The organism is Deltaproteobacteria bacterium (assembly GCA_016223005.1).
In the GTDB taxonomy this organism is placed as follows: domain Bacteria; phylum Desulfobacterota; class GWC2-55-46; order UBA9637; family GWC2-42-11; genus JACRPW01.
This window is the reverse complement of record JACRPW010000054.1, coordinates 1-22,133: the sequence shown is the minus strand read 5'-3', so window position 1 is coordinate 22,133 and position 22,133 is coordinate 1. Positions and strand designations below refer to the sequence as shown.

The window sequence follows — 22,133 nt, the reverse complement described above, 5'->3', positions numbered from 1 at the left end:
GCAATTATAAATTAGGAATTAAGTTTACAATTCATAATTTATAACCCTTAATTTTTCTACCTCTGGAGCATAAATCCTTCCAGAATATAAACATCGTCCTTGTTGAACCGCAGGGTGCTGGCAACATAGGTTCTGTTGCCAGGGCAATGAAGAATACAGGTCTAAAAAACCTTGTCCTCATAAATCCCACAGATTATAAAAATGACGAAGCATATAAAATGGCATGCAAGGCAGATGATGTCCTTCTTGGTGCAAAGGTATTTTCAAATCTTGATAATGCAATTTTAGACTCCTCTTTAGTCATAGGCACAACAAGAAGAAAAGGCAGGCTCAGGTATCCCCTCATGACCTTTCATGATGTCATGCCCCAGATAATTCGGGCAGCACAAAAAAATAAGGTATCAATCCTTTTCGGCAGAGAAGACAAAGGGCTTTCTAACGAAGATATAGAACTCTGCTCAAATATAGTTGAAATCCCTGCCAGTAAGTCATATCCATCAATCAACCTTTCCCATGCTGTGTTATTGATATGCTATGAACTGTTTAAGACAACCAATGAGGAAAAGGGTCAGCCTGTCAGACTTGCCAATATGGAGGAGATAAGCAGCATGTACATCCACCTTGAAAAAACCTTGCGAAAACTTGGCTATGGAGAAAAAGGCGGCGAATATCTTTTAGAATTGATAATGAGATCGTTCAAACGGCTTTTCGGCAGAACATCTCTTATGCACAAAGAGGTGAATATGCTCAGGGGCATCTGCACGCAGATTGAAAAGAGGGCGCAAATCTTTCTCTTTCCTTGACAATATTTAATCTCATTGGTATTTTATAATTAGCAGTTATCATCTTTAAGTGCCAATCGTATGGAAGTATTATCAGAACGAAACAGTGCAATTCTCCATGCCATTATTCTGGACTATGTGAAGACAGCAGAACCAGTAAGTTCAGGTGCTGTGTCAGCCAGATTCAACGGCACTCTATGCCCTGCAACTATAAGAAATATTATGGCATATCTTGAAGACATGGGATATCTGAAACAGCCTCATAAATCTGCAGGCAGGATACCAACAGCCAGTGCCTTTATGCGATACATTGCTAGCATAATGAAGGCAAAGAGTCTTCCGCTTCATGAGAAGAAGATGATAAATGATATATACAGGACAACAGGTAACATGGAATCTATAATGAAGGAAACTTCACTCCTCTTATCAGCATTATCAACTTGCATGGGAATTGTTCTTGCACCCAGATTTGACAGCATTAAAATCCATCATCTGGAATTTATTAAGATAAATATCAGACAGATAATGGTTATACTCGTTTCAGATGCTGGCATCGTACAGACAAAGATTATGCAGATAGATAATAAAATCTCACAGCAGGAACTTGTGCAAATGTCAGAGTATCTGAATAACATTACTGCCGGCCGCACACTGCGTGAATTAAGGGAAGTGGTATTAAGTGAAATGAGGAGAGAAAAAAGGTTGTATGATAAACTAATGAAAAAGGTTCTTATGATAAACGATACTGTCGTGAAAGGCGATTGTGATGCTGATATATATATGGACGGCAGAATAAATATATTGAATCAGCCTGAATTTGTGAAAGATGTTGAGAGAATAAAGGAGATATTTAAGGCATTTGAGAAAAAAGGCATCGTTGTAAGGTTTCTGGACAGGGCAATAGAATCAAACTGTATGCAGATATTCATAGGCTCTGATAATGAATATAAAGAGATAAATGGACTGGGTCTTGTTACTGCACCTTACGGTAATGACAATTGCAGGTGCACAGTTGGAATTGCAGGACCTATAAGGATGGATTACTCTAGGATTATTCCCATAGTTGATTATACTGCAAAACTTTTAAGTAAAACCATGAAGGATAGGGAGGGGAATCAATAGTATGGATGATAAGGAGCAGAAATTTACAAGTATAGAATCAGTACAGGAAGGTGCTGATGCAGAACACATGGAATTAGCAGAAGGGGCTGAAAAAAAAGAGGATGCCATAACACTGCTTCAGAAAGAGATAGACCAGATAAAATGTGTCTTGGATGAAAAGACAAGGGAGTGTGAAGAAAATTACAAGAGGTTTTTACTGTCATCCGCTGACCTTAACAACTACAGAAAAAGGACAGATAGAGAAAAGGAAGATTTAATAACCTTTGCAAATGAACGGCTGATAAAAGAGTTAATAGTTGTTGTGGATAATCTTGAAAGGGCATTGGAACACATAAATGCAGATGCTGATTTTAATGCATTGAGAGACGGGGTCAAACTTACACTTGACCAATTTCTTGTGATATTAAAAAAGTTCGGTCTTGAGCAGATTTCTTCAGTTGGAGAAAGATTTGACCCATGCAAACATGAGGCTATAAATCAGGAAGAAAGCAAAGACCACGATTTCGGCATAGTTATTAAAGAGTATCAGAAAGGCTATTTTTTAAAAGAAAGACTCCTGAGACCCGCAATGGTTGTTGTAAATAAAAAATCTGATGGTGTGTAAGTTATGAAAAGGGACTATTACGAAATATTGGGGCTTGACCGCAGCGCTACTGACGAGGATATAAAAAGGGCGTTCCGCAGACTCGCACATCAGTATCATCCTGATAAAAACCATGGCAATAAAGAATCTGAAGAAAGGTTTAAGGAAATCAATGAGGCATATGAAGTCCTGCGGGATGGAGATAAACGGGCAAACTATGACAGGTTCGGTTTTGCAGGTGCAGGCGGATACAGGGATGTATCTGATGCTGGATTCGGTGTAGATTTTCAGGATATCTTTGGTGATGTCTTTGGCGGATTTTTTGGCGCTGGCAGACAAAAGAGGCAAAGAGGACAGAATGGCAGCGACCTTAAATATGATATTGAAATTACATTTGAAGAGGCAGCATTCGGCACAGAAAAAAAGATAAAGATACCAAGGCAGGCAAAGTGCGGGGTATGCAGCGGAATCGGTGCAAAACCAGGAACCAGCCCTACCGCATGCCCTACCTGCGGCGGCAGGGGACAGGTAAGATTCCAGCAGGGGTTTTTCAGCATTTCCAAACCGTGCTCTGCATGCAGAGGCGAGGGCATGATAATAAAAGAGCCGTGTATAGAATGCAGGGGAAGCGGCAGAATCAGAATCAATCACTCCTTATCAATAAAGATACCTGCAGGTGTTGAAACAGGGACAAAACTTCGTCTTTCAGGTGAAGGTGAGGCGGGATTGCACGGAGGCAGTCACGGTGATTTGTATATTATAATCAATGTCAAGCCTCACCCTATATTCACCCGCCAAAATGATGATATCATCTGCAATGTGCCTATTAGATTTCATCAGGCTGCACTTGGGACAGAGATAGATGTTCCGTCCCTTGAAGGCAAGATTAAGTTAAAGATTCCGACTGGAACACAATCAGGTAAGGTATTTCGTCTGAAAGGAAAGGGAATCGCATCCCTGCACACAGGGAGAAGGGGTGATATGAATGTCATCATAAATGTTGAAGTGCCAACAAAGTTGACACAACGGCAGAAAGAACTTCTGGAAGAGTTTTCAAGGATAGGCGGAGAAGACTCAACCCCAATGAGCAAGACCTTCTTTGATAAGGTCAGAGAGATTTTTGGATAGATGAAAATTTCAAATTTCAGATTTTTATTTACTGTGTTAGTTGCTTTTTGCGTCCTGCATCTTGCATCTTTGGTTGTTTTTGCCAATGCACAGGAAGGAGTTAAAAAAGATAGGTATGCAATCGGTGTAATACTTCCTTTAAGCGGGAGATTTGCAGATTTCGGTGAAGAGGCATTAAAAGGGGTTCTGCTTGCAGCAGAGATATTCAAAAGTGCGGAGCAAAGGATAAATGCCAAAGAAATACCGAACAGCAGGATTGAGATAATAATAAAGGATTCTATGGATAATGCTGTTGCAGCATCAAATGCAGTCAGGGAATTGGCAGAAGATGAGGGGGTTGCGGCAATAATTGGACCGCTGATCAGTATCACTGCATTTGAGGCAGCAAAAAAGGCGCAGGAATTAAAGATTCCGATTATTACACTTTCACAGAGAGAGGGACTGCCTCAAATAGGGGATTATGTGTTTAGAAATTTTATGACACAGTCTTTACAGGCAAGGCTGATAGCCCGATACGCTGTAAATACACTAAAACTTAAACGGATTGCCATTTTATATCCTGACAACCCTTATGGCAGGGGACTTGCAGCACCGTTTAAAGATGAGATTAAAATACATAATGCGAATGTTTTAACAGAGGAAGTGTATAGTGATGGTCAAACTGATTTTAGCCGCGAGATAAGAAAACTCTTTAAGATTAAGGAAACAGAAAAAAAGGAAGGGAGACGGACCATAAAGACTTTTGAACCAACGGTTTCAATTGATGCCTTGTATATACCTGATTATTTTGATACAGTCTCACTGATTGTATCGCATCTTGCATATTTTAATATAAAGGGCATAAAATTACTCGGCTCTAACGGCTGGAATTCCAAAAAACTTATTGAAATGAGCGGTAAATATGTTGAGGATTCTGTATTTGTGGACGGCTTTTTTCTGGATAGTCAGCAGCACGAGGTAAAGACCTTTACCAATAGATTTTACGAAACATACGGCATCCAGCCCGGGATACTTGGGGCAGAGGCATTTGATGCAGCCAGCATAATTTTAAATCTCCTGAAGGAAGGAAATTTAAAAAGGGAAGATATTAAAAGAGGGCTGGGTAAAATTAGCAATTTAAAAGGCGCTGCAGGCACTACCTCCTTTAACGCAGAAGGGGAGGCATTAAAAGAGTTATTTATATTAACTATTAAAAATGGCGAGATAGTGCAGTTGAATTAAAATCAAAAATCAAATATCAAAAGTCAAAATTAAGGAAATTTATTTTTATATTTTTAAATTTTAATTTGTCATTTTGATTTTTTAATTTTGATATTTGATATATTTTTTATGTCTAAACTCACTCACATAGATAAAACTGGCAAGGCAAAGATGGTTGATGTGACAGATAAGCCCGCTACCACCCGTGAGGCTGTCGCCACGGCAAGTATTTATATGCAAAAAGAAACCCTAAAAAAAGTGCTTGCAAATGAAATGAAAAAGGGAGATGTGCTTGGTGTGGCAAGGATTGCCGGGATCTTGGCTGCAAAAAAAACAGATGAACTAATACCACTTTGTCATCCTTTGCCATTAACATCTATTGATATTGCCTTTGATATCGTAAAAGATAAAAACAGGATAGACATAACTGCATCTGTAAAATTATCAGGTAAGACAGGGGTTGAAATGGAGGCACTGACAGCAGTTACAGTTGCAGCACTAACAATATATGATATGTGTAAGGCAGCAGATAAAGGAATGAAAATATCTGATATAGTATTGCTGAAGAAGAGCGGCGGCAGAAGCGGGACATATGTAAGAAAAGGCTTAAGGGCAAAAAGCATGCTTTTTGCTGCTGAAGGCTGAAGGAAAAGAGGAACACATGAAAAAAGAGAGATTGGAATATTTCAGGATAATATTAAATAAAAATTTGGAAGAACTGCTTTCAGAGGCTGACAAGACTGTTGTAACTATGAGTGATTCCAAAGAGGAGCACTTTGCAGACCCTACAGACAGGGCATCCCATGAGACTGAGAGGAACTTCCTATTAAGGGTAAAGGACAGGGAAAGGAGGTTGATTGCCAAGATTAAAGATGCCCTGGAAAGGATAGATAACGGGGCTTTTGGTGTCTGTGAAATATGCGGTGGTGAGATTTCAGAAAAAAGGCTTGAGGCAAGACCTGTTACCACATACTGCATTGAATGCAAAAAAGAAAAAGAAGAAGAGGAACAGGAAAGACGAAAGTTATAAACTATGTGGGGTAAACCCCGTTAGAAAATCTTTGACTTTCTAACGGGAGGGCTCACACGAGGCTTTCTAACGGGGTAAAAGATGCCTGAACTTCGCAAGGATCCGATTATTGGAAGGTGGGTAATTATATCCACTGAGAGGGGGAAAAGACCTGCAGATTTTATCGTCCAGTATCCCCCTCCAAAGGGCGGGTTTTGTCCATTTTGCAGCGGCAATGAAGATAAAACTCCAAAGGAGGTTATGGCATACAGACCTGATAAGTCTGCACCAAACAGTTCTGGCTGGACACTCCGGGTTGTCCCAAACAAATATCCTGCCTTACGGATAGAGGGTGACTTAAATAGAGAGGGAGAGGGTGTTTATGACAAAATGAACGGCATCGGTGCCCATGAGGTAATTATTGAATCCCAAGACCATGATGATACATTAGCCACAATGTCTGATAAGCAGTTTGAGGATGTTCTATGGGCATACAGAGACAGGATTATAGATTTAAAAAGGGATACAAGACTCAGATATGTCCTTATCTTTAAAAACCATGGTGAAACCGCAGGTGCAACACTTGAGCATACCCATTCACAACTAATAGCCTTGCCAATTATACCCAAAAGGGTTTTAGAGGAACTTGACGGCTCCCTTGAGTATTACAACTATAAAGAAAGATGTGTCTTTTGCGATATCATAAGACAGGAGATAATGCAGGGGACACGGATTGTTGTAGAAAATAAAGATTTTATAGCAATCACACCTTATGCACCAAAGGCGCCTTTTGAGATATGGGTACTCCCCAAAAAACATGAGTCATACTTTGAGAATGCACAGAAACATCAGTACGAAAATCTAGCACGGCTTTTTTCAGAAGTCCTGAAAAGGGTGAACAAGGTGCTTAATAATCCTCCTTATAATTTCATTCTGCATACATCTCCGCTCCGCAATGGTGATAATCATCATTACCACTGGCACTTTGAAATAATGCCAACCTTATTAAAAACTGCAGGCTTTGAATGGGGCTCAGGTTTTTATATCAATCCTACCCCACCGGAAGAGGCTGCAAAATTTTTAAGAGAGGCGAAGGTGTAAAGTAAAGTCAGGAGTCAGGAGTCAAAAGTCAGAAGTTGAAGAATAATTTTTTCTTTCCTCCTGACTTATGACTGTCTTTTAACTATGGGCTACGAACTGCTTGAAGAGATAATAGAACTCACTGATTCATCTGAGTCACTTGATGTAAAACTTAATTCAGTTGCCATAATAATCTCTCGGTATTTTTCCTTTGACCAGTGTGCGATATATACATTTGACGAGGAAAAGAGGGTGTTTAACCTCTCTGCAATATCTGGCAATAAAGACAGCATCGTTCAAGTATATCATGATGGGGAAGGGGCGCCATGGCTTGCCATAAAAGGAGATAATCCGCAGATGGTAAATACATCAAGAAAAACAGGTTGGCGTGGCTTTTCTGACAGCGGGTTAACGGGATTTGAAACTGCTGTAGTCTGCCCTATAAAAGATGATACAGACAATTACGGCACACTCTACCTGAAAAACAAGAAGAAAAAGATACTTTCGTCCAGAAGAAAAAAACTGCTTTCGGTGATAACCCTTCAACTGGCAATGACGATTAAAACGCAGAGGTGCATCTCACATCTTATGACAACAAATGCACAGATGATGTCTATGCAGACAAAACTTATCCATGCAGAAAAACTTATTGCATTGGGTGAAATGGCAGCAACCCTTGCCCACAGCATAAAAAATCCTCTTATGTCTATAGGTGGTTTTGCGAAAAGGCTTTCCCAACAGTTTTCAAAGGATTCTCCGTTAAAAGGTTATGTTGACATGATAGTGAAGGAATCAAAACGGGTTGAAAAGGTCTTTGATGGAATCCTGCATTTTTCAACACAAAAGGCATTTGAAACAATGGATGAGGACATAAACAGTATCTTAAATGACTGCCTTGTATTTTTTGAGGATGAATTAAACAGAAACAAAATAAAGATTGTCAAAGACCTTAAAAGTGGCATATCTGATGTTAATGTTGATAAAGAACAATTAAGTATGGTTTTTAGCAATCTCTTTACAAATGCTATACAGTCAATGAAAAAAGGCGGCACACTTACCTTAAAAACCTATTATCTCGCCCCATGGATAACAGTAGAGGTATCTGACACAGGCGGCGGCATAGAACCTGATATTATAGGCAATATATTCAACCCATTTTTTACAACAAAACCTGAGGGCACAGGACTCGGGCTTGCAATAGCCCATAATGTAATTGCCAATCATAAGGGCAGGATTGATGTTGCGAATAACATAGGGAAGGGCGTTACATTTATAGTTAAACTTCCTGCATCAAAAAAGGGGGGTATATGAAAAAAAAGGTCCTTGTTGTTGATGATGAAGAAGGGATAAGACTCCTTTACAAAGAAGAACTGGAAGAAGAAGGACTTGAGGTGCAGGTTGCCTCCTCAGGTGAGGAGGCTTTAAAAAAACTGGAACTGGATGATTATAATCTTGTGATTCTGGATATAAAGATGCCCGGAATGGATGGTATAGAGGTTCTAAGACACATTAAAGAGAGGTGGAAGTCTGTGCCTGTAATAATTGCAACAGCATATCACCATTACAAGCAGGATTTTGGAACATGGGCATCAGACGCATACATAGTAAAATCACCAGACATGCGGGAACTAAAGGAAGTAGTCAAGGGCATACTCCATAATATAGGCTAATAACAAGATGATACTCTTAACAGGCGGAACAGGGTTTGTGGGAGCCAGTCTGATTTACAATTAGAGGAAGTTCGTGATGGGGGGTTAGCTCAGTTGGGAGAGCGTCGCGTTCGCAATGCGAAGGTCAGGGGTTCGATCCCCCTACCCTCCACCATATCTTTTTAATCAAATTCCATGACTTACTACAGGCAGAGATTTCTGCTGTAATTTTTTCCTTAATTTCTTTAAAGCAAACTCCTCTATCTGTCGCACCCTTTCCCGTGTTATACCAAGTTTATCACCAATCTCCTGAAGCGTAAGGGGTATATCAGACATAATCCTGTTTTCTATCACAAACCTCTCTTTTTCATTCAAGACCGCCATAGCATATTCTGTTTGTTCTTTATTTATCCTGCCCTCCTCTAATGCCAGTAATACCTCTTCCTGATTTGGAGAATTATCACGAAGCATATCAATGTGGGTTATCGCATCATCACCTATATATTCATCAAGAGAAAGGTCTTTATTCAGCTTTGCATACATGCTGTCAAATGACTTATTACTATTATCCAATTCTATAATTTTATTTCTGCTTTCTGTAAATCTATAAAACAATTTCCTCTTCAACTCCTTTGCATTGCGGCTGACCAGACTCCATGATTTCAGGATGAATGCCTGTATCTGCGCCCTTATCCACCAGACAGCATATGTAATAAGCCTGATACCTTTATGATAGTCAAACCTCTTTACAGCCTTCATAAGACCTATGTTGCCTTCTTGAACAATGTCAGCAAGCCTGCAGCCATAGTTCCTGTATTCCATCGCAACCTTTACAACAAACCTCAGGTTTGCTGTTATAAGTTTATGCGCTGCATCAAGGTCATTGTATTGATTTAACCTGACAGCGAGTTCAAATTCCTCGTCCTTTGAAAGCAGAGGGAATCTGTTTATCTGAACGATATAAGACTGCAGCGAATTAGATAATACCAGTAAAGACATATCAAAACCACCTATAAATTCAAAAATCAAATAGCAAAAGTCAAAGTTAAGGTATTTTATATTTTTAAATTTTAATTTATCATTTTGATTTTTAATCTTTTATCTTTGATATATATTCTATGTCCCCATTTCCCATGATGCGAGGTATTTTTTCTGTTCTGAAGTCAATACATCTATCTTTTGCCCCATTGATGCGAGTTTCAGCCTTGCGATCTCTTTGTCTATATTCTGCGGCACAACATAGACCTTTTTATCAAGTTTCTTGTAATTTTTAACAAGGTATTCTGCTGCAAGCGCCTGATTTGCAAAACTCATGTCCATAACACTCGGCGGATGACCCTCTGCTGATGCAAGGTTTACAAGCCTTCCGTCAGCAAGCAGAAATACCCTCTTGCCATTTTTCAGACGATACTCTTCAACAAAATCCCTGACAATCCTTCTTCCCTTGCTTATTGATTTTAAGCCGTCAATATCAAGTTCAACATTGAAATGCCCTGAATTTGAGACTATTGCGCCGTCTTTCATATTCTTAAAATGCTCTTTTCTTATTACATTCAAATTTCCTGTTACTGTGCAGAATACATCTCCTATCTTTGCCGCATCAGCAACAGGCATTACCCTGAAGCCGTCCATTACAGCCTCTATGCCTTTTATCGGGTCTATCTCTGTAACAACAACATCAGCGCCCATGCCTTTTGCGCGCATTGCAAGACCTTTGCCGCACCAGCCGTAGCCGCATATAACAAATACTGAGCCTGCAAGGAGTTTATTTGTAGCCCTTATAATGCCGTCTATTGTTGACTGTCCTGTGCCGTATCTGTTGTCAAAAAAGTGCTTTGTCTGTGCATCATTCACTGCAATGACAGGGAACATCAAGACCTTGTTGGCTGCCATGCTTTTTAATCTTATCACGCCTGTTGTTGTTTCCTCTGTAGAGCCTAAAATATTTTTTATTAAATCCTTTCTCTCGCCGTGGATTGCTGCAACCAAATCAGCGCCGTCATCCATTGTGATATTCGGCTTTTTATCAAGGACTGCATTTATATGGCTGTAGTATGTCTTATTGTCCTCGCCCTTTATTGCAAATGTGGGTATATTAAAATCCTTGACAAGCGATGCTGCAACATCATCCTGCGTTGAAAGCGGGTTTGATGCGCACAGATAAACATCAGCGCCGCCTGCCTTTAATGTAATTGCAAGGTTTGCAGTCTCTGTTGTAACATGAAGGCAAGTCCCAAGCCTTACGCCTTTTAACGGCTTTTCCTTTTCAAACCTCTTTTTTATGAGCCTCAAAACCGGCATGTCCTTTTCAGCCCATTCAATCCGCAGTTTACCTTTCTTTGCCAAACTAATGTCTTTTACATGATGATTCATTAAGCCTCCCAGAATAAATTTAAAAGTTAAAAATCAAAAGTCAAAATTCCTGTCTGCCGTCCAGACGGGACAGGCAGGAAGGTGCTTTATTTTTATATTTTAATTTGTAATTTTTATTTTTTATTTTTTCATTTTACACTATTTTTCAATGCCTCTGCCTTATCTGTCCTTTCCCATGTAAACTCAGGTTCATTTCTGCCAAAGTGTCCGTATGCAGCGGTCTTTCTGTATATCGGTCTTAATAAATCAAGCGTCTTTATAATATCTGCCGGCTTCATTTTGAAGTTTTCCCGCACAGCCTTTACTATCTTTTGAGGGTCAACCTTTTCCGTACCAAATGTATCAACCATCATTGAGACAGGCTCTGCAACACCTATTGCATATGCCACCTGCACCTCACACTGTGTCAACAATGATTTTTCTGCCTGTCAGACCGCAGTCGCCCTGTGGACCACCGACAACAAACCTCCCTGTAGGGTTTATGTGATATTTTGTATTTTTATCAATAAACTCTGATGAGATGACCTTTTTTATGACCTCTTCTATAACAGCCTCTCTTATCGTCTTATTGTCCACATCCGGTGTATGCTGGGTTGAGATAACAACTGTATCAACCATCTTTGGTCTGTTATTTTCATACTGTATTGTAACCTGAGACTTACCGTCAGGTCTTAGAAATTTTAATATCCCCTTCTTTCTAGTCTCTGCAAGACGATGAGTAAGTTTATGGGCATAGAGTATTGGCATAGGCATAAGTTCAGGTGTGTGGTTGCAGGCGTAACCAAACATAAGCCCCTGGTCCCCTGCGCCCTGCTCTTTACTCTCACCAGCATCAACACCCATTGAGATATCAGGGGACTGTCTGTCAAGTGTTACCATGACAGCGCAGGTGTCTGCATCAAAACCTGCTCCTGCATCTGTATAACCTATCTCCCGTATTGTATTCCTGACTACCTGTGGATAGTCAACCCTTGCAGTTGTTGTTATCTCGCCTGCTATAAGCGCAAGTCCTGTTGTAACAAGGGTTTCGCATGCAACCCTGCTTTTTGGGTCTTCTTTTAATAAGGCATCAAGCACTGAATCAGAAATCTGGTCGGCAACCTTGTCAGGGTGCCCTTCTGTAACTGATTCTGATGTAAACAAAAAATCTTTTAGTCCCATAATCTATTACCCTCCTATTTTATTGTTTGAGAAGAAGTTTTACCAATATACAATACTACCATATTTTATTGCAACACCTTTAAAAAGCCACTTATCATCTTCAATACCGCTCATAGATTTCAGTGTCTTACCAATATTCTTACTATGCACCATCTTTACAATCATGTCTGTTTTTTTAATACTGCCGCCCTCAAAAACAGGTGCAGTCTCTTTGTTATTATATTCAGCCTCTATGTCAGCAGCAGCATTTATCCGTTTTCTATAAAATGCAGTGGGGTTATCAACATCAAGTCCCATTGTAACCTTATTTATCTTGTATTTCATACCTTTGATAAAAAGCGCCTTTTCTGTCCAGAGTGCATTGGGAACAAACCTGTTTTGAACAGAAACAAATATTGTCTTCTGCTCCTCGTATATCTGTTTTAGTATCTCATCTTTATTTGAGTCAGTGCCTTTAAGCACAAATAAACTCCTCTTTTGAGATGCAGCATTCAGATTATAAGCAGTTTTAAAATCCTCATTTTTTACTGCATTTATATATGCCTCAACAAAAACAACTACACCCTTCTTATCATCTTCTAAAAAAAACAGATACGAGCCAACAAAAACAATGACAGCAAACGCTGCTGCAAATATAACCTTATGTTTTGCCATACTACCAAACCTCGTTTGGATAATACCAATGCCTGAGCATCCATTCATTATCATCTAACAGCGGGAGTTTTGAGCGGTCTTTAAAAAAATCAGGAGGTATGCCGATTCTCTGACCCTTTGATATATTATGGCAGGAATTACAGCCAAGTGTCGGGGAATTCCAACTCCCAAGATAAAGCAAACCAATAACTATAAATGTTATCACAGTAACAACAACACCTGCTGCAATCTTTTTCCAATAACTATCCCTCATAATTTTATGCCACAAAAGTCTTATACCTGTTGCCCTGTGATGAGGGTGCTTCTCTTTATTTGATTCTTCTTCGTTATCTTCTTCCTTACCCTTTAAATAATACGGCATAAATGCAATAGCAAAAAGCACAACGAGCGGCGCAAATATGGCAATGATAAAGAGCCAGAAACTGCTTTTGATATACATAAATGGGAGGAGCATTATCAGAAAATACCATTCGGGCGCAATAATGCCAGCCCCCTCCAGCGGCAGCGGCACATCTATTGGGTCATTTGAGGGAATCTGTATTGTTATGGCAAGATAAAACAAAATGAGCAGGAATGGAATGACAATTATTATATGTCTCAAAAGATATTTGAATATCCCTCTTTTTCTTAACTTGGCAAGCAGATGATAATCAACAAGGATAAATGTAATCAGCGGAAATACAAGTATATGCAGCGCATAGTATCTTGGGATGGTGTATGTATCCATAAAAAATGTTTTCAACACACTGCCTATTACTGGAACAGTTGCAAAGTAGTTCGTAACCATCTCCATAAACCAATAGCCTTTCCATTCCCACGGCAGTATCAGTCCTGTGGCTACAAGAAGAAAAATGGGGAGTAGGAGTAAAACGCCCGTCATCCATAAAACCCGCTTCTGCTGGTTTGAAAAGTCCTTTCTGATAAAACATCTTGTTGTATGTACTGTTACTACAATAAATAAGAGAGCAGGTATCCATCTGTGGAGATTGCGGAGCAGCCCTCCGCCATAAACCTTATTTGATATTTTTTGAATTGTTTTATAGGCATCACTTAGGGATGGCTCATAAAAGAATATAAGAAAGATGCCGCTTATCAACTGGAGCATGAGCATTATAAATGACAGACCGCCAAAATAATGCCGCCAGTTGACTTTTTCTGGTTTTAAGTCGTCTAACATAATCTATCCTTCTTTTTTATTATACACAACGCTGATGAGCAACTTAGGTATGCACAGTTATGACGCTTTGTATGTTACAAAAAAATACCCATAACCAGTTGGCCGGCTATGGGGATAATTTATTTAACTAAAACACACTTTGATTTTACTGCTGGCTCTGCACACTATCCTGCATCATCTTTTTCACCTGTGCCTGATTCGGGTCTATTGCAAGGGATTTTTCCCATGCCTTTTTGGCACCTATTTCATTACCGCTTCCCTTGTAAGCAATACCTAAAAGATTGTATGCCTCTGTATCTTTTGGAGCAAGTTTGACAATCCTTTCAAATGCTGTTACAGCCTCATTAGCCTTATTTGCCTTTAAGTAGACCACACCAAGGTTAAAAAGTGTATTAACATCATCAGGGCTATATTTTAAAGACTCTTTATATTCTGTTATTGCATCATTGAATTTACCTTCATCTTCAAAGGCATTGCCTCTTGTCTGATGTGTGATTGCCTTTTTATGTGCATCTTCCCTTGAAAGACTTGCTACCCTTTTATCCCCAGAATATGCAATATCTGTAAATACAAATGTTACTATAAATACTAATATCAGTCTGCTTATGTTTTTCATATTTAAATTCCCCCCTGAAATTACATATTGAGACCTTTGAAAAACTCGCAAATTCGTCATTTTTCAAAGGTCTCAGATTATCTATAATGATACTATTTTTATAAATTTGAGGTCAAGGTATTTTTTGGGGTCACTCATAGATTTTTACCCTTTTCTACGGCTGCTTCTGGCAAGTAGTATGCATATACCCAACACAAAAAAAGCAACAAACGCAGGCATTGCATACACATATATACCTGCCTCTGGCTTAAGGAATAACCAGTACCATGTTGTCATTGTGTGTTTTGAACCCTTTTCTCCATTTGTGCCGTCCCATACAGCAAATGCAAGCGGGATAAATTTACCTTCTACAAACTGTATGTCCCTACCCTTTTCTCCTCCTGCAAGAGACCTCTTCATCACAACACGCCATGTGCCTTTATTATATACACCTTGTGCCTTTAAACCAGCCTTGCCTGCATCCCTTGCCTCTATCTTTTCAAAACCAGTGGCATTTAACAGCCTTACAGTCTGCTGCGCATCTTTTTTCTCACTCTTCCACTGCCAGATATTCACAGGCTTTGAAGCATCACCCATACCAAAATAAGGCTTTTCCATCTCCTCTGGTATTGTAACAGGGAACTGGACAGAAACACTGTCTTCAAATACCTGTCCATCAAGAGATACCTCTAATGCCTTTTCATCACCAGGAATACTTTTTGTCCTGTCATCCCATTCAAGAAGTATTGCGATCTCTTTATCATTATAAAATGCCCTTGTCCTTATACTGTTATTAGAAGGCATAAAAAACCTCTCCTTACCTATAATCTGTGAGATAAGATAAAAGTTAGTTGGCTCTGCCTCCTGCCATTTTGGGTCATCAGCCTTTTCAGGCAAACTGCCTGATACCCTTTTTGCCTTAACAACTGTACTGCCTTCTTTTATTGTCTTTGAAGCATCTGCCAGAGAGGCAGCATAGTTTGCTACATCCCATCTCTCTTCATCTGAAAGTTTTTTCTTACTTGCAGGGTCTGCAAATGACGGCATCTGTGTCCCGGGTATACCTGTTGTAATTCGGGCAAATATATTTTTGGGGTCATTATTAACCCTGAATGACCACGGCTTTGTAAGGTTTCTGGGCCATGTCCTTGCATCCCAGTCATCCTTTAATTTCTTCCCTCCATCTCCCCTGCCCTCTTCGCCATGACACTCTGCACATCTGTCTATAAATAATTTCTTGCCCCTTTCAATACTTTCCTTTGAGGATTTAACCTGCTTTGAAAAATCTATCTGCTTTGCTGGTTTCCCTTCAAGTCCTGCAAATGTTTTTATGTATGCAATGATGTCCCACATCTCTTTTTCTTTGAGTATATCCTTCCATCCCGGCATTGAACTGTCAGGCATACCGTCTGCAATCATCCTGAATATATCCTCATCATTTGGAAGGATTTCATCAAACGGTGTTGTTTTGAATTTATAAAGACCTGATGTAAAATCCCTTGGAGGCGGATTTAGGAAGGCAGCAGCAGGACCATTGCCTGCACCATCTTTGCCGTGGCACCAGATGCACTTTTTTTCATATATCTTCTTGCCATTTTCTTTATCACCTGCTGCAAAGGCGGCAGAGGAAATGAAAAGGGCAAACAGTATAAGTAGTGCAATATTTTTAACTTTCATTTTCTATAATCCTCTCTAATCTTAATTAGGCACTAGGCAATGGGCTATAGGCTATAAGGGGTTTTAGGGCATTACCTATCGCCCATTGCCTATCACCTATCACCTGTCTTTAATGTTTTTCCCAACTCCTCGGCACATAACCCGTATAGTCATAAAGGAAGAGTATTACCTTCCATATCTCCTCTTCTGTTAAAAAGTTCTGCCATACAGGCATTGATGACAGCCACGGCGCTGCCTCTTTTGGAAGTCCGGGACCACCTGTTGCAATCCTCCAGAAGAGATACGATTCCTGCAATTGTGCAATCGTTCCCACGTCCATAAAATTTGCAGGGAGCGGATTGAACCCATGAGCATAATGCCCCTTCCCGTCAAGTTTATCTCCATGGCAGTAGAAACAGTTTTTGAAATATACCTCTCCGCCTTCATATACAAGTTGCTTGAATTTTGCAGGGTCTTCCTTCTTATATTTTCTGAACGGGTTTTCAAGGGTTAAAAGATTATAACTCTTATTATATGCAGAAACAGTTGACGGCGGTGCAGGGTGGATTGTCCTTAATTCCAGAGGCGCCTCAAAACTCGGCTTAACCTGCTGGTATGTTATGAAGCCTGCAAAGGCTGTAATAATTCCAAACACTATATTCCGCATGAGTTTCTTTTGGGGGTTTTCAAGCAGGTTTTTGATTGGCGACATAAGTTCTTTGGCACCTTCTACTGTAAACGAAAGAACCATAAGAACACCAATTACAGTGAAGAACATATACATTGTAAGAAGGCTGGAGGGGATCGGCTGTTTTAATATCACACCGAAGAATATCTTAAAGAAACCATAAAAGATTCCTATTGTTATTACCGCCAGAAGCAGTCTTGGTATTTTCATGTTTACTCCTTATATTTGACGATGTTCACGCTCAAAAATTGCCCAGATGCTAGGAAGGACAAGGATTTGCACCGCAGCATACTTTTAGGTATGTGAGGATGAAAATCCGCAGTCCTGACAACGCAGATGGGCGTTTTTCAGCGTGAACTTTCTACTTTGAATTCACCATAAATTTAACTAACATCTCAAATTCCCCTGCTGTCATCTTGTCTTTGTAGTCCTTTGGCATCACACCGGGTAAACATGGTCCTGTTGGACACTGCTTTGCAATATCTGCATCAGGATCAAGGACAGACCTTCTTAAATAATCTTCTTTCCTTGCTGCGCCTATCTTTGTTAAATCAGGACCCAGAACACCGGGCTGTCCTGCAATCTTATGGCACGCCCCGCAGCCAAGTTTTACAACCAGTTCATTAGGTGTTTTTGATGGTGATACAGATGCTGCCTCCCCTGCCTTTTCTTCAGCAGCAGGTGTACCTGTAGGTATCTTAACAGTAACCTCCTGCCCTGCCTTCTTCTGTAAATAGGCTATTACTGCACTTACCTCTGCCTCATTTAAGCCTATAGCGCCTGTTGCAACATTTGGCATTGGGCTCTGTGTATCACTTGTCCCCTTTACACCAAAACCGACAACAACAAATGCAGACGGCTCTATCATTGACTCCCTTACATATTCCTCAGATGTCTTTGCCTTGCCTTTATATCTGGCATCTTTTAATCTGTCATTTGCAACTGATGTAACTGAATCAAGAAGAGGTGCCCGACCACCAACAGGGTTGTGACAAAGTGTGCATGTCCCTTTGCCGTTAAATATCTTTTCACCAAGTGCTGTAAACTGGTCCATTGTCATACTGCCTAAATCCAGTTTCTCTTCCACAGGCGGTGCCTCTGGTTTTACCTGAGGTATGCCATAACTGGCATAGAATGCATAAAAAAGTATGACAATAACGCTGAACGCAACAACCTTCAAAAATGTTTTCATGTTTACGACCCCTTCTTAGAAATTAGATATTAGGGTTTAGAGATTTCAATTATGCCTTTTTGCTGGAAATTTGGTTAAGCCAGAATATAAATATAACTATTGCCATAAATATGATAACGCCTATAGAAACTATCTGGGCGGCATAGCCTATTGTCAGGGTAAATGCATTTGGAGAATTATCCCTCATAATAGTATAGATATGCCAGTGCTGTCTTATGCCGCTTCTAATATATCCCATGAGTCCCATAAGCCATGTAAAAGAAACTGCCAAGAGAAACAAGGCATACTGGCTCCTGTCAGGGACATTGCCCCACTTCAAGGGTGCAACATCCTTTGCACCTTTAAACATAAGGACATCTATAATAATGCAAAGTATGATAACAGAGAGTGTTGAGGCTACCTGTGGAATAGATGAACCTACCTTTGTTGCCGTATCTGTAAAATAACCGTGATACACACCAAGAAGCGCTATGTTGATTATTGCGCCTGCAAATATTGCTACCTGCGCAATATTCCCATATTTTGCCCATGAAACAGTTGCAACCTTATTTGCCCTTCTGTAAAGGAGGAAACTTAAGAATGTAAAGAGTATCATAATATTTACTGCAGTATTTTTTGCAGGCATAATGCCGATGGGACCAAGATACTTATGATACGGACCTCCAAGCGCCTTCAATTCACCCTGTGTCATAACAAGGGTGTGAGGCGTGAACCAGACAAGGAAGCATGCAATAATTACAAATGCTATGTATTTGATGTATTTATTATACCTGATAGCGCCTTCACTCCTGCCCATACCGCACCAGAGGTAATAATTTGCTGAAAGGAAAAGGGCTCCGATAAGGACTGCCTGTATGATAAAGAGCCATGCAAATACACCGCCCATAAGCGTAATGCCCATCTGCTGGCTGTATGCGTATATCTCTGCTGTAAGCCAGTAACCTGCAAATGGAAGAGGCAGGAGGGCTGCAATGGCTATAAAGTTCGCAGTATATCCCATCCAGTCATAATGTGCCTTTTCCTCTTTTGTCTGGGCGCTTAAGAATCTGTATGCCGCATAAGCGCCCACTACAGAGCCGCCGTATGCAACATTGGCAACAAACCTGTGGAGGTTTACCGGGTTCCAGAGGAAGTTATGGACAACTGCCCATGTATTCCCCTGAAATGAGCCTGCTGCATCAACCCCGCCCGGGCTCATCATGAATGTAACCCATGAATTTGCAAGGAACATAAGGACTGTTCCAACCGCATTCAGTATAAGACCAATTGTCAGATGCACCCATTTCTTAAACCCATATTTGAGCCAGTTCCAGCCGTAGTAGTATATATACCATGAGGCGCTCTCGGCTAAGAACAGGAATGCGTAGGCAAGCATTGTTGAACCAAAGAGACCTGCCATATATTTGAAAAAGTCAGGATAGAATACTATCATGGAAATTGTGAGAATGCCGCCGAACACAGCGGTAATTGAGTATGCTGTAAGGCTGATTTTTATAAACTCATAAGCCATCTTGTCGTATCTTTCATCCTTTGTTGCAACACCTATAAGTTCAATGATTAAGACGAATATAGGGACTGCAAGCACGAATGCCGCAAACCAGAGGTGGAGTTGTGCAACAAGCCATACAGTAATTCTGGAATTAAAACCCTTGACTTTAGGATAGTCAGACTCCTGCAGTTTTGGAGCAGGTGGATATGAAGGTTTTGCCTTGTCTTTCTTTGCATGTGTTTCTATAGCAGGTATTTGAGAAGCCCCATCCTGTTTTGTCTCTTCTGCAAATACTCCGGACTGACGACCCAGGACAGAGGACTTAAATACCTGACTTACTAATACAAAAGATAGGATAACAAACAAACTTAAGGCGGTCTTCATCAAAAGGTTCATTTTACAAACTCCTTAAATTTTAATGGTGGAAAAAGAATTTTAACCCCTGCATCTTCATAAGCCCTATGTCAAGAAGCAGGAAATATACAAGACTTGCTGCAAGAAAAACAGCAAAGGTAAGGATTGACTTCATAAAAACCCCCTATTTCAAGAACCAGACAAAAAATATTATTATCAAGATAAAGACTGTTACAAAGAGTGCCGGCCCTGCTTTACCTGTTTGTTCCTTTTCCTGCATTTTATCCTCTTCTATTGACAATATTTAAAATATGTGTAACAAAATTATTTATGAAGTTTAGAAAAGAAAATATGGTTGATATCCTGATAGTAATAGGAGTTGCTGTAAATCTGGTGGTGATAATAGCAATACTCATTTTTTATCTTTCAAATTAAAATTAACGGGAATCTCTCATATCAGGTAAAAAAAACATTGTCAAGATAAAATTTTTTAACGCTGCTATTTATGATTTTTGAGGCATAACACCCAAAATCAGCGAAGGATAATCGCTCGTCTGCTGGCATAGATGATAAAACAAAAAAAACACATTATCATAATGGGCGCTGCAGGGAGGGATTTCCATAATTTTAATATCCTTTACAAGGATAACCATGCCTATAATGTAGTTGCATTTACCGCAACGCAGATTCCCTTTATCCAGAAAAGAACCTATCCTAGAGAACTTGCAGGCAGTTTGTATCCTCACGGCATTCCAATCTATCCTGAAGAAAAACTCCCTGAACTTATAAAGGCACACAGTATAGATGCAGTTGTTTTTTCATACAGCGATGTCTCGCATGAATATGTAATGCACAAGGCAAGTCTTGTAAATAGTCTTTATGCAGATTTTGTGCTTATTGGAAATGATAAAACAATGCTTAAATCAAGACTCCCTGTAATCTCTGTGTGTGCTGTAAGGACAGGGTGCGGTAAGAGCGGTGTGTCAAAAAAGATTTGCACTATATTAAAAGAACTCGGCAAAACACCTGCCGCTGTCCGCCATCCAATGCCATACAGATACTTGTTGAAACAAAATGTCCAGAGATTTGAATCATCGGAAGATATTAAAGGTTCTGAGTGTACAATTGAGGAGATGGAGGAATTTGAACCGCTTATTGAGGCAGGTATAAATGTATATGCAGGTGTTGATTATGAGGCAGTTTTAAAAGAGGCTGAAAAAGAAACTGACATAATCGTATGGGACGGCGGGAACAACGATACACCTTTTATCAAGCCTGACTTGGAGATTGTGGTTTTAGACCCGCACAGGGCAGGACATGAACTCAAATACTATCCAGGAGAGGTAAATTTCAGAAGGGCAGATGTCTTTGTCATAAATAAGATGGACAGTGCAGAAAAAGAGGATGTGGCTCTTATCCTTAAAAATATAAAACATATAAATCCTTGTGCAAGGGTTGTATATACTGCCTCACGGATAACTGTTGATGATGAAGAGGCGGTTAAGGGTAAAAGGGTTTTAGTGGTGGAAGATGGTCCAACCCTTACCCATGGCGGAATGGGTTATGGCGCAGGTATCATTGCGGCAAAAAGATTTCTTGCCGCACAAATAGTTGACCCGATACCTTACGCAGTCGGAACAATAAAAGAGATTTATCTGACATATCCACATCTTCAGAACCTTGTTCCTGCAATGGGATATAGCCCAAGCCAGATACATGAACTTGAAGAGACAATAAATAGAGTTCCCTGTGATATTATTCTGGCAGCGACTCCGATAGACTTAAAAAAACTTGTAAAAATAAATAAACCATGTATAAGGGTAAGGTATGCGATTGAAGATATGGGCGAGGGGGTTGCCATCAAGGATATTGTAAAAGGATTTTTATACACAACAACATAAATAAAGCCGCATACAGAGCGTCAGAACAAAGAGAGACCAAGGAACGACGAAGGTGAAGAGTGAGGCGTATTTTTAGCATACGCCGCAACGATGAACCGAGGACTCAAATTCTGCCAAAGCGGGATTTGAGGCAGGTATGCGAAGTTATGACGATAAAAAAAAAAAAAAAAACATAATGGGGGCTAGATATGAAATTTTTTATTGATACAGCAAATCTTAATGAAATCAAAAAGGCTAAAGAATGGGGGCTTGTGGATGGTGTAACAACAAATCCATCACTTGTCTCAAAAGAGGGACGGGATTTTTTAAGCCTTATAAAAGAGATATGTGCGGTTGTTGA

At 39.9% G+C, this 22,133-nt stretch carries 21 protein-coding genes, 1 tRNA gene and 1 pseudogene; 13 read left to right on the top strand and 10 right to left on the bottom strand.

Going from position 1 to position 22,133, the window contains the following annotated elements:
- Positions 1-50 precede the first annotated feature (50 nt).
- The 11 genes from HZC45_06250 (at position 51) to HZC45_06200 (ending at position 8,728) form a co-directional block, all read left to right on the top strand.
- The gene (locus tag HZC45_06250; protein ID MBI5682749.1) at positions 51-803 is read left to right on the top strand and encodes an RNA methyltransferase; all 753 of its coding nucleotides are present in this window, start codon (positions 51-53) and stop codon (positions 801-803) included.
- A 60-nt stretch (positions 804-863) separates the two neighbouring features.
- A complete protein-coding gene (gene hrcA, locus HZC45_06245) occupies positions 864-1,904 on the top strand; it encodes a heat-inducible transcription repressor HrcA (protein MBI5682748.1) in 1,041 nt (346 codons plus the stop codon).
- Position 1,905: 1 nt separating this feature from the next.
- Positions 1,906-2,508, top strand: coding sequence for a nucleotide exchange factor GrpE (gene grpE / locus HZC45_06240; protein MBI5682747.1), 603 nt, complete (start codon positions 1,906-1,908; stop codon positions 2,506-2,508).
- Between the two features lie 3 nt (positions 2,509-2,511).
- Complete coding sequence (gene dnaJ, locus HZC45_06235; protein ID MBI5682746.1) at positions 2,512-3,615, top strand: molecular chaperone DnaJ; 1,104 nt, start codon at positions 2,512-2,514, stop codon at positions 3,613-3,615.
- Positions 3,616-4,836 (top strand): ABC transporter substrate-binding protein, encoded by a 1,221-nt coding sequence (locus HZC45_06230; protein MBI5682745.1) that lies wholly within the window; start codon positions 3,616-3,618, stop codon positions 4,834-4,836.
- Between the two features lie 108 nt (positions 4,837-4,944).
- A complete protein-coding gene (moaC, locus tag HZC45_06225) occupies positions 4,945-5,460 on the top strand; it encodes a cyclic pyranopterin monophosphate synthase MoaC (protein MBI5682744.1) in 516 nt (171 codons plus the stop codon).
- A gap of 16 nt (positions 5,461-5,476) precedes the next feature.
- Positions 5,477-5,845, top strand: coding sequence for an RNA polymerase-binding protein DksA (gene dksA, locus HZC45_06220; GenBank protein MBI5682743.1), 369 nt, complete (start codon positions 5,477-5,479; stop codon positions 5,843-5,845).
- 81 nt (positions 5,846-5,926) lie between these two features.
- Entirely contained in the window at positions 5,927-6,925 is a 999-nt protein-coding gene (gene galT, locus HZC45_06215; protein MBI5682742.1) for a galactose-1-phosphate uridylyltransferase, read from the top strand.
- An 84-nt stretch (positions 6,926-7,009) separates the two neighbouring features.
- The gene (locus HZC45_06210) at positions 7,010-8,215 is read left to right on the top strand and encodes a GAF domain-containing protein (protein MBI5682741.1); all 1,206 of its coding nucleotides are present in this window, start codon (positions 7,010-7,012) and stop codon (positions 8,213-8,215) included.
- A complete protein-coding gene (locus tag HZC45_06205) occupies positions 8,212-8,574 on the top strand; it encodes a response regulator (protein MBI5682740.1) in 363 nt (120 codons plus the stop codon). The genes HZC45_06210 and HZC45_06205 overlap by 4 nt, the downstream gene beginning before the upstream one ends.
- 78 nt (positions 8,575-8,652) lie before the next feature.
- Positions 8,653-8,728, top strand: a tRNA-Ala gene (locus HZC45_06200).
- A gap of 11 nt (positions 8,729-8,739) precedes the next feature.
- On the opposite strand, the gene HZC45_06195 is transcribed toward HZC45_06200, so the two are convergent.
- From HZC45_06195 to HZC45_06150, 10 genes and pseudogenes are all read right to left on the bottom strand, one after another.
- The gene (locus HZC45_06195; protein ID MBI5682739.1) at positions 8,740-9,552 is read right to left on the bottom strand and encodes an RNA polymerase factor sigma-32; all 813 of its coding nucleotides are present in this window, start codon (positions 9,550-9,552) and stop codon (positions 8,740-8,742) included.
- A gap of 117 nt (positions 9,553-9,669) precedes the next feature.
- The gene (locus HZC45_06190) at positions 9,670-10,926 is read right to left on the bottom strand and encodes an adenosylhomocysteinase (GenBank protein ID MBI5682738.1); all 1,257 of its coding nucleotides are present in this window, start codon (positions 10,924-10,926) and stop codon (positions 9,670-9,672) included.
- A gap of 128 nt (positions 10,927-11,054) precedes the next feature.
- Positions 11,055-12,087: pseudogene (locus HZC45_06185) on the bottom strand (methionine adenosyltransferase).
- Positions 12,088-12,126: 39 nt separating this feature from the next.
- The gene (locus tag HZC45_06180; GenBank protein MBI5682737.1) at positions 12,127-12,741 is read right to left on the bottom strand and encodes a hypothetical protein; all 615 of its coding nucleotides are present in this window, start codon (positions 12,739-12,741) and stop codon (positions 12,127-12,129) included.
- 1 nt (position 12,742) lies between these two features.
- Positions 12,743-13,918 carry a cytochrome b N-terminal domain-containing protein gene (locus HZC45_06175; GenBank protein MBI5682736.1) on the bottom strand — a complete coding sequence of 392 codons (1,176 nt, stop codon included), beginning with the start codon at positions 13,916-13,918 and terminating at the stop codon, positions 12,743-12,745.
- 145 nt (positions 13,919-14,063) lie between these two features.
- A complete protein-coding gene (locus tag HZC45_06170) occupies positions 14,064-14,534 on the bottom strand; it encodes a tetratricopeptide repeat protein (GenBank protein ID MBI5682735.1) in 471 nt (156 codons plus the stop codon).
- Positions 14,535-14,678: 144 nt separating this feature from the next.
- Positions 14,679-16,190: a c-type cytochrome gene (locus HZC45_06165; GenBank protein ID MBI5682734.1), complete on the bottom strand. Its 1,512-nt coding sequence runs from the start codon at positions 16,188-16,190 to the stop codon at positions 14,679-14,681.
- Between the two features lie 109 nt (positions 16,191-16,299).
- A complete protein-coding gene (locus HZC45_06160; GenBank protein ID MBI5682733.1) occupies positions 16,300-17,067 on the bottom strand; it encodes a cytochrome c in 768 nt (255 codons plus the stop codon).
- 151 nt (positions 17,068-17,218) lie between these two features.
- Positions 17,219-18,049 (bottom strand): cytochrome c, encoded by an 831-nt coding sequence (locus HZC45_06155; protein ID MBI5682732.1) that lies wholly within the window; start codon positions 18,047-18,049, stop codon positions 17,219-17,221.
- Between the two features lie 49 nt (positions 18,050-18,098).
- The gene (locus tag HZC45_06150) at positions 18,099-19,934 is read right to left on the bottom strand and encodes a cytochrome ubiquinol oxidase subunit I (GenBank protein ID MBI5682731.1); all 1,836 of its coding nucleotides are present in this window, start codon (positions 19,932-19,934) and stop codon (positions 18,099-18,101) included.
- A gap of 524 nt (positions 19,935-20,458) precedes the next feature.
- Here HZC45_06150 and HZC45_06145 point away from each other — a divergent pair.
- Positions 20,459-21,793: a GTPase gene (locus HZC45_06145; GenBank protein MBI5682730.1), complete on the top strand. Its 1,335-nt coding sequence runs from the start codon at positions 20,459-20,461 to the stop codon at positions 21,791-21,793.
- A gap of 188 nt (positions 21,794-21,981) precedes the next feature.
- Positions 21,982-22,133: fructose-6-phosphate aldolase (locus HZC45_06140; protein MBI5682729.1), on the top strand; the 152-nt coding region annotated here is incomplete at its 3' end.

Excerpts from the sequence above, each read along its gene's own strand:
- hrcA (MBI5682748.1), top strand. The coding sequence starts at position 864 with ATGGAAGTATTATCAGAACGAAACAGTGCAATTCTCCATGCCATTATT.
- grpE (MBI5682747.1), top strand. The coding sequence starts at position 1,906 with ATGGATGATAAGGAGCAGAAATTTACAAGTATAGAATCAGTACAGGAA.
- dnaJ (MBI5682746.1), top strand. The coding sequence starts at position 2,512 with ATGAAAAGGGACTATTACGAAATATTGGGGCTTGACCGCAGCGCTACT.
- HZC45_06230 (MBI5682745.1), top strand. The coding sequence starts at position 3,616 with ATGAAAATTTCAAATTTCAGATTTTTATTTACTGTGTTAGTTGCTTTT.
- moaC (MBI5682744.1), top strand. The coding sequence starts at position 4,945 with ATGTCTAAACTCACTCACATAGATAAAACTGGCAAGGCAAAGATGGTT.
- dksA (MBI5682743.1), top strand. The coding sequence starts at position 5,477 with ATGAAAAAAGAGAGATTGGAATATTTCAGGATAATATTAAATAAAAAT.
- galT (MBI5682742.1), top strand. The coding sequence starts at position 5,927 with ATGCCTGAACTTCGCAAGGATCCGATTATTGGAAGGTGGGTAATTATA.
- HZC45_06210 (MBI5682741.1), top strand. The coding sequence starts at position 7,010 with ATGGGCTACGAACTGCTTGAAGAGATAATAGAACTCACTGATTCATCT.
- HZC45_06205 (MBI5682740.1), top strand. The coding sequence starts at position 8,212 with ATGAAAAAAAAGGTCCTTGTTGTTGATGATGAAGAAGGGATAAGACTC.
- HZC45_06195 (MBI5682739.1), bottom strand. The coding sequence starts at position 9,552 with ATGTCTTTACTGGTATTATCTAATTCGCTGCAGTCTTATATCGTTCAG.
- HZC45_06190 (MBI5682738.1), bottom strand. The coding sequence starts at position 10,926 with ATGAATCATCATGTAAAAGACATTAGTTTGGCAAAGAAAGGTAAACTG.
- HZC45_06180 (MBI5682737.1), bottom strand. The coding sequence starts at position 12,741 with ATGGCAAAACATAAGGTTATATTTGCAGCAGCGTTTGCTGTCATTGTT.
- HZC45_06175 (MBI5682736.1), bottom strand. The coding sequence starts at position 13,918 with ATGTTAGACGACTTAAAACCAGAAAAAGTCAACTGGCGGCATTATTTT.
- HZC45_06170 (MBI5682735.1), bottom strand. The coding sequence starts at position 14,534 with ATGAAAAACATAAGCAGACTGATATTAGTATTTATAGTAACATTTGTA.
- HZC45_06165 (MBI5682734.1), bottom strand. The coding sequence starts at position 16,190 with ATGAAAGTTAAAAATATTGCACTACTTATACTGTTTGCCCTTTTCATT.
- HZC45_06160 (MBI5682733.1), bottom strand. The coding sequence starts at position 17,067 with ATGAAAATACCAAGACTGCTTCTGGCGGTAATAACAATAGGAATCTTT.
- HZC45_06155 (MBI5682732.1), bottom strand. The coding sequence starts at position 18,049 with ATGAAAACATTTTTGAAGGTTGTTGCGTTCAGCGTTATTGTCATACTT.
- HZC45_06150 (MBI5682731.1), bottom strand. The coding sequence starts at position 19,934 with ATGAACCTTTTGATGAAGACCGCCTTAAGTTTGTTTGTTATCCTATCT.
- HZC45_06145 (MBI5682730.1), top strand. The coding sequence starts at position 20,459 with ATGATAAAACAAAAAAAACACATTATCATAATGGGCGCTGCAGGGAGG.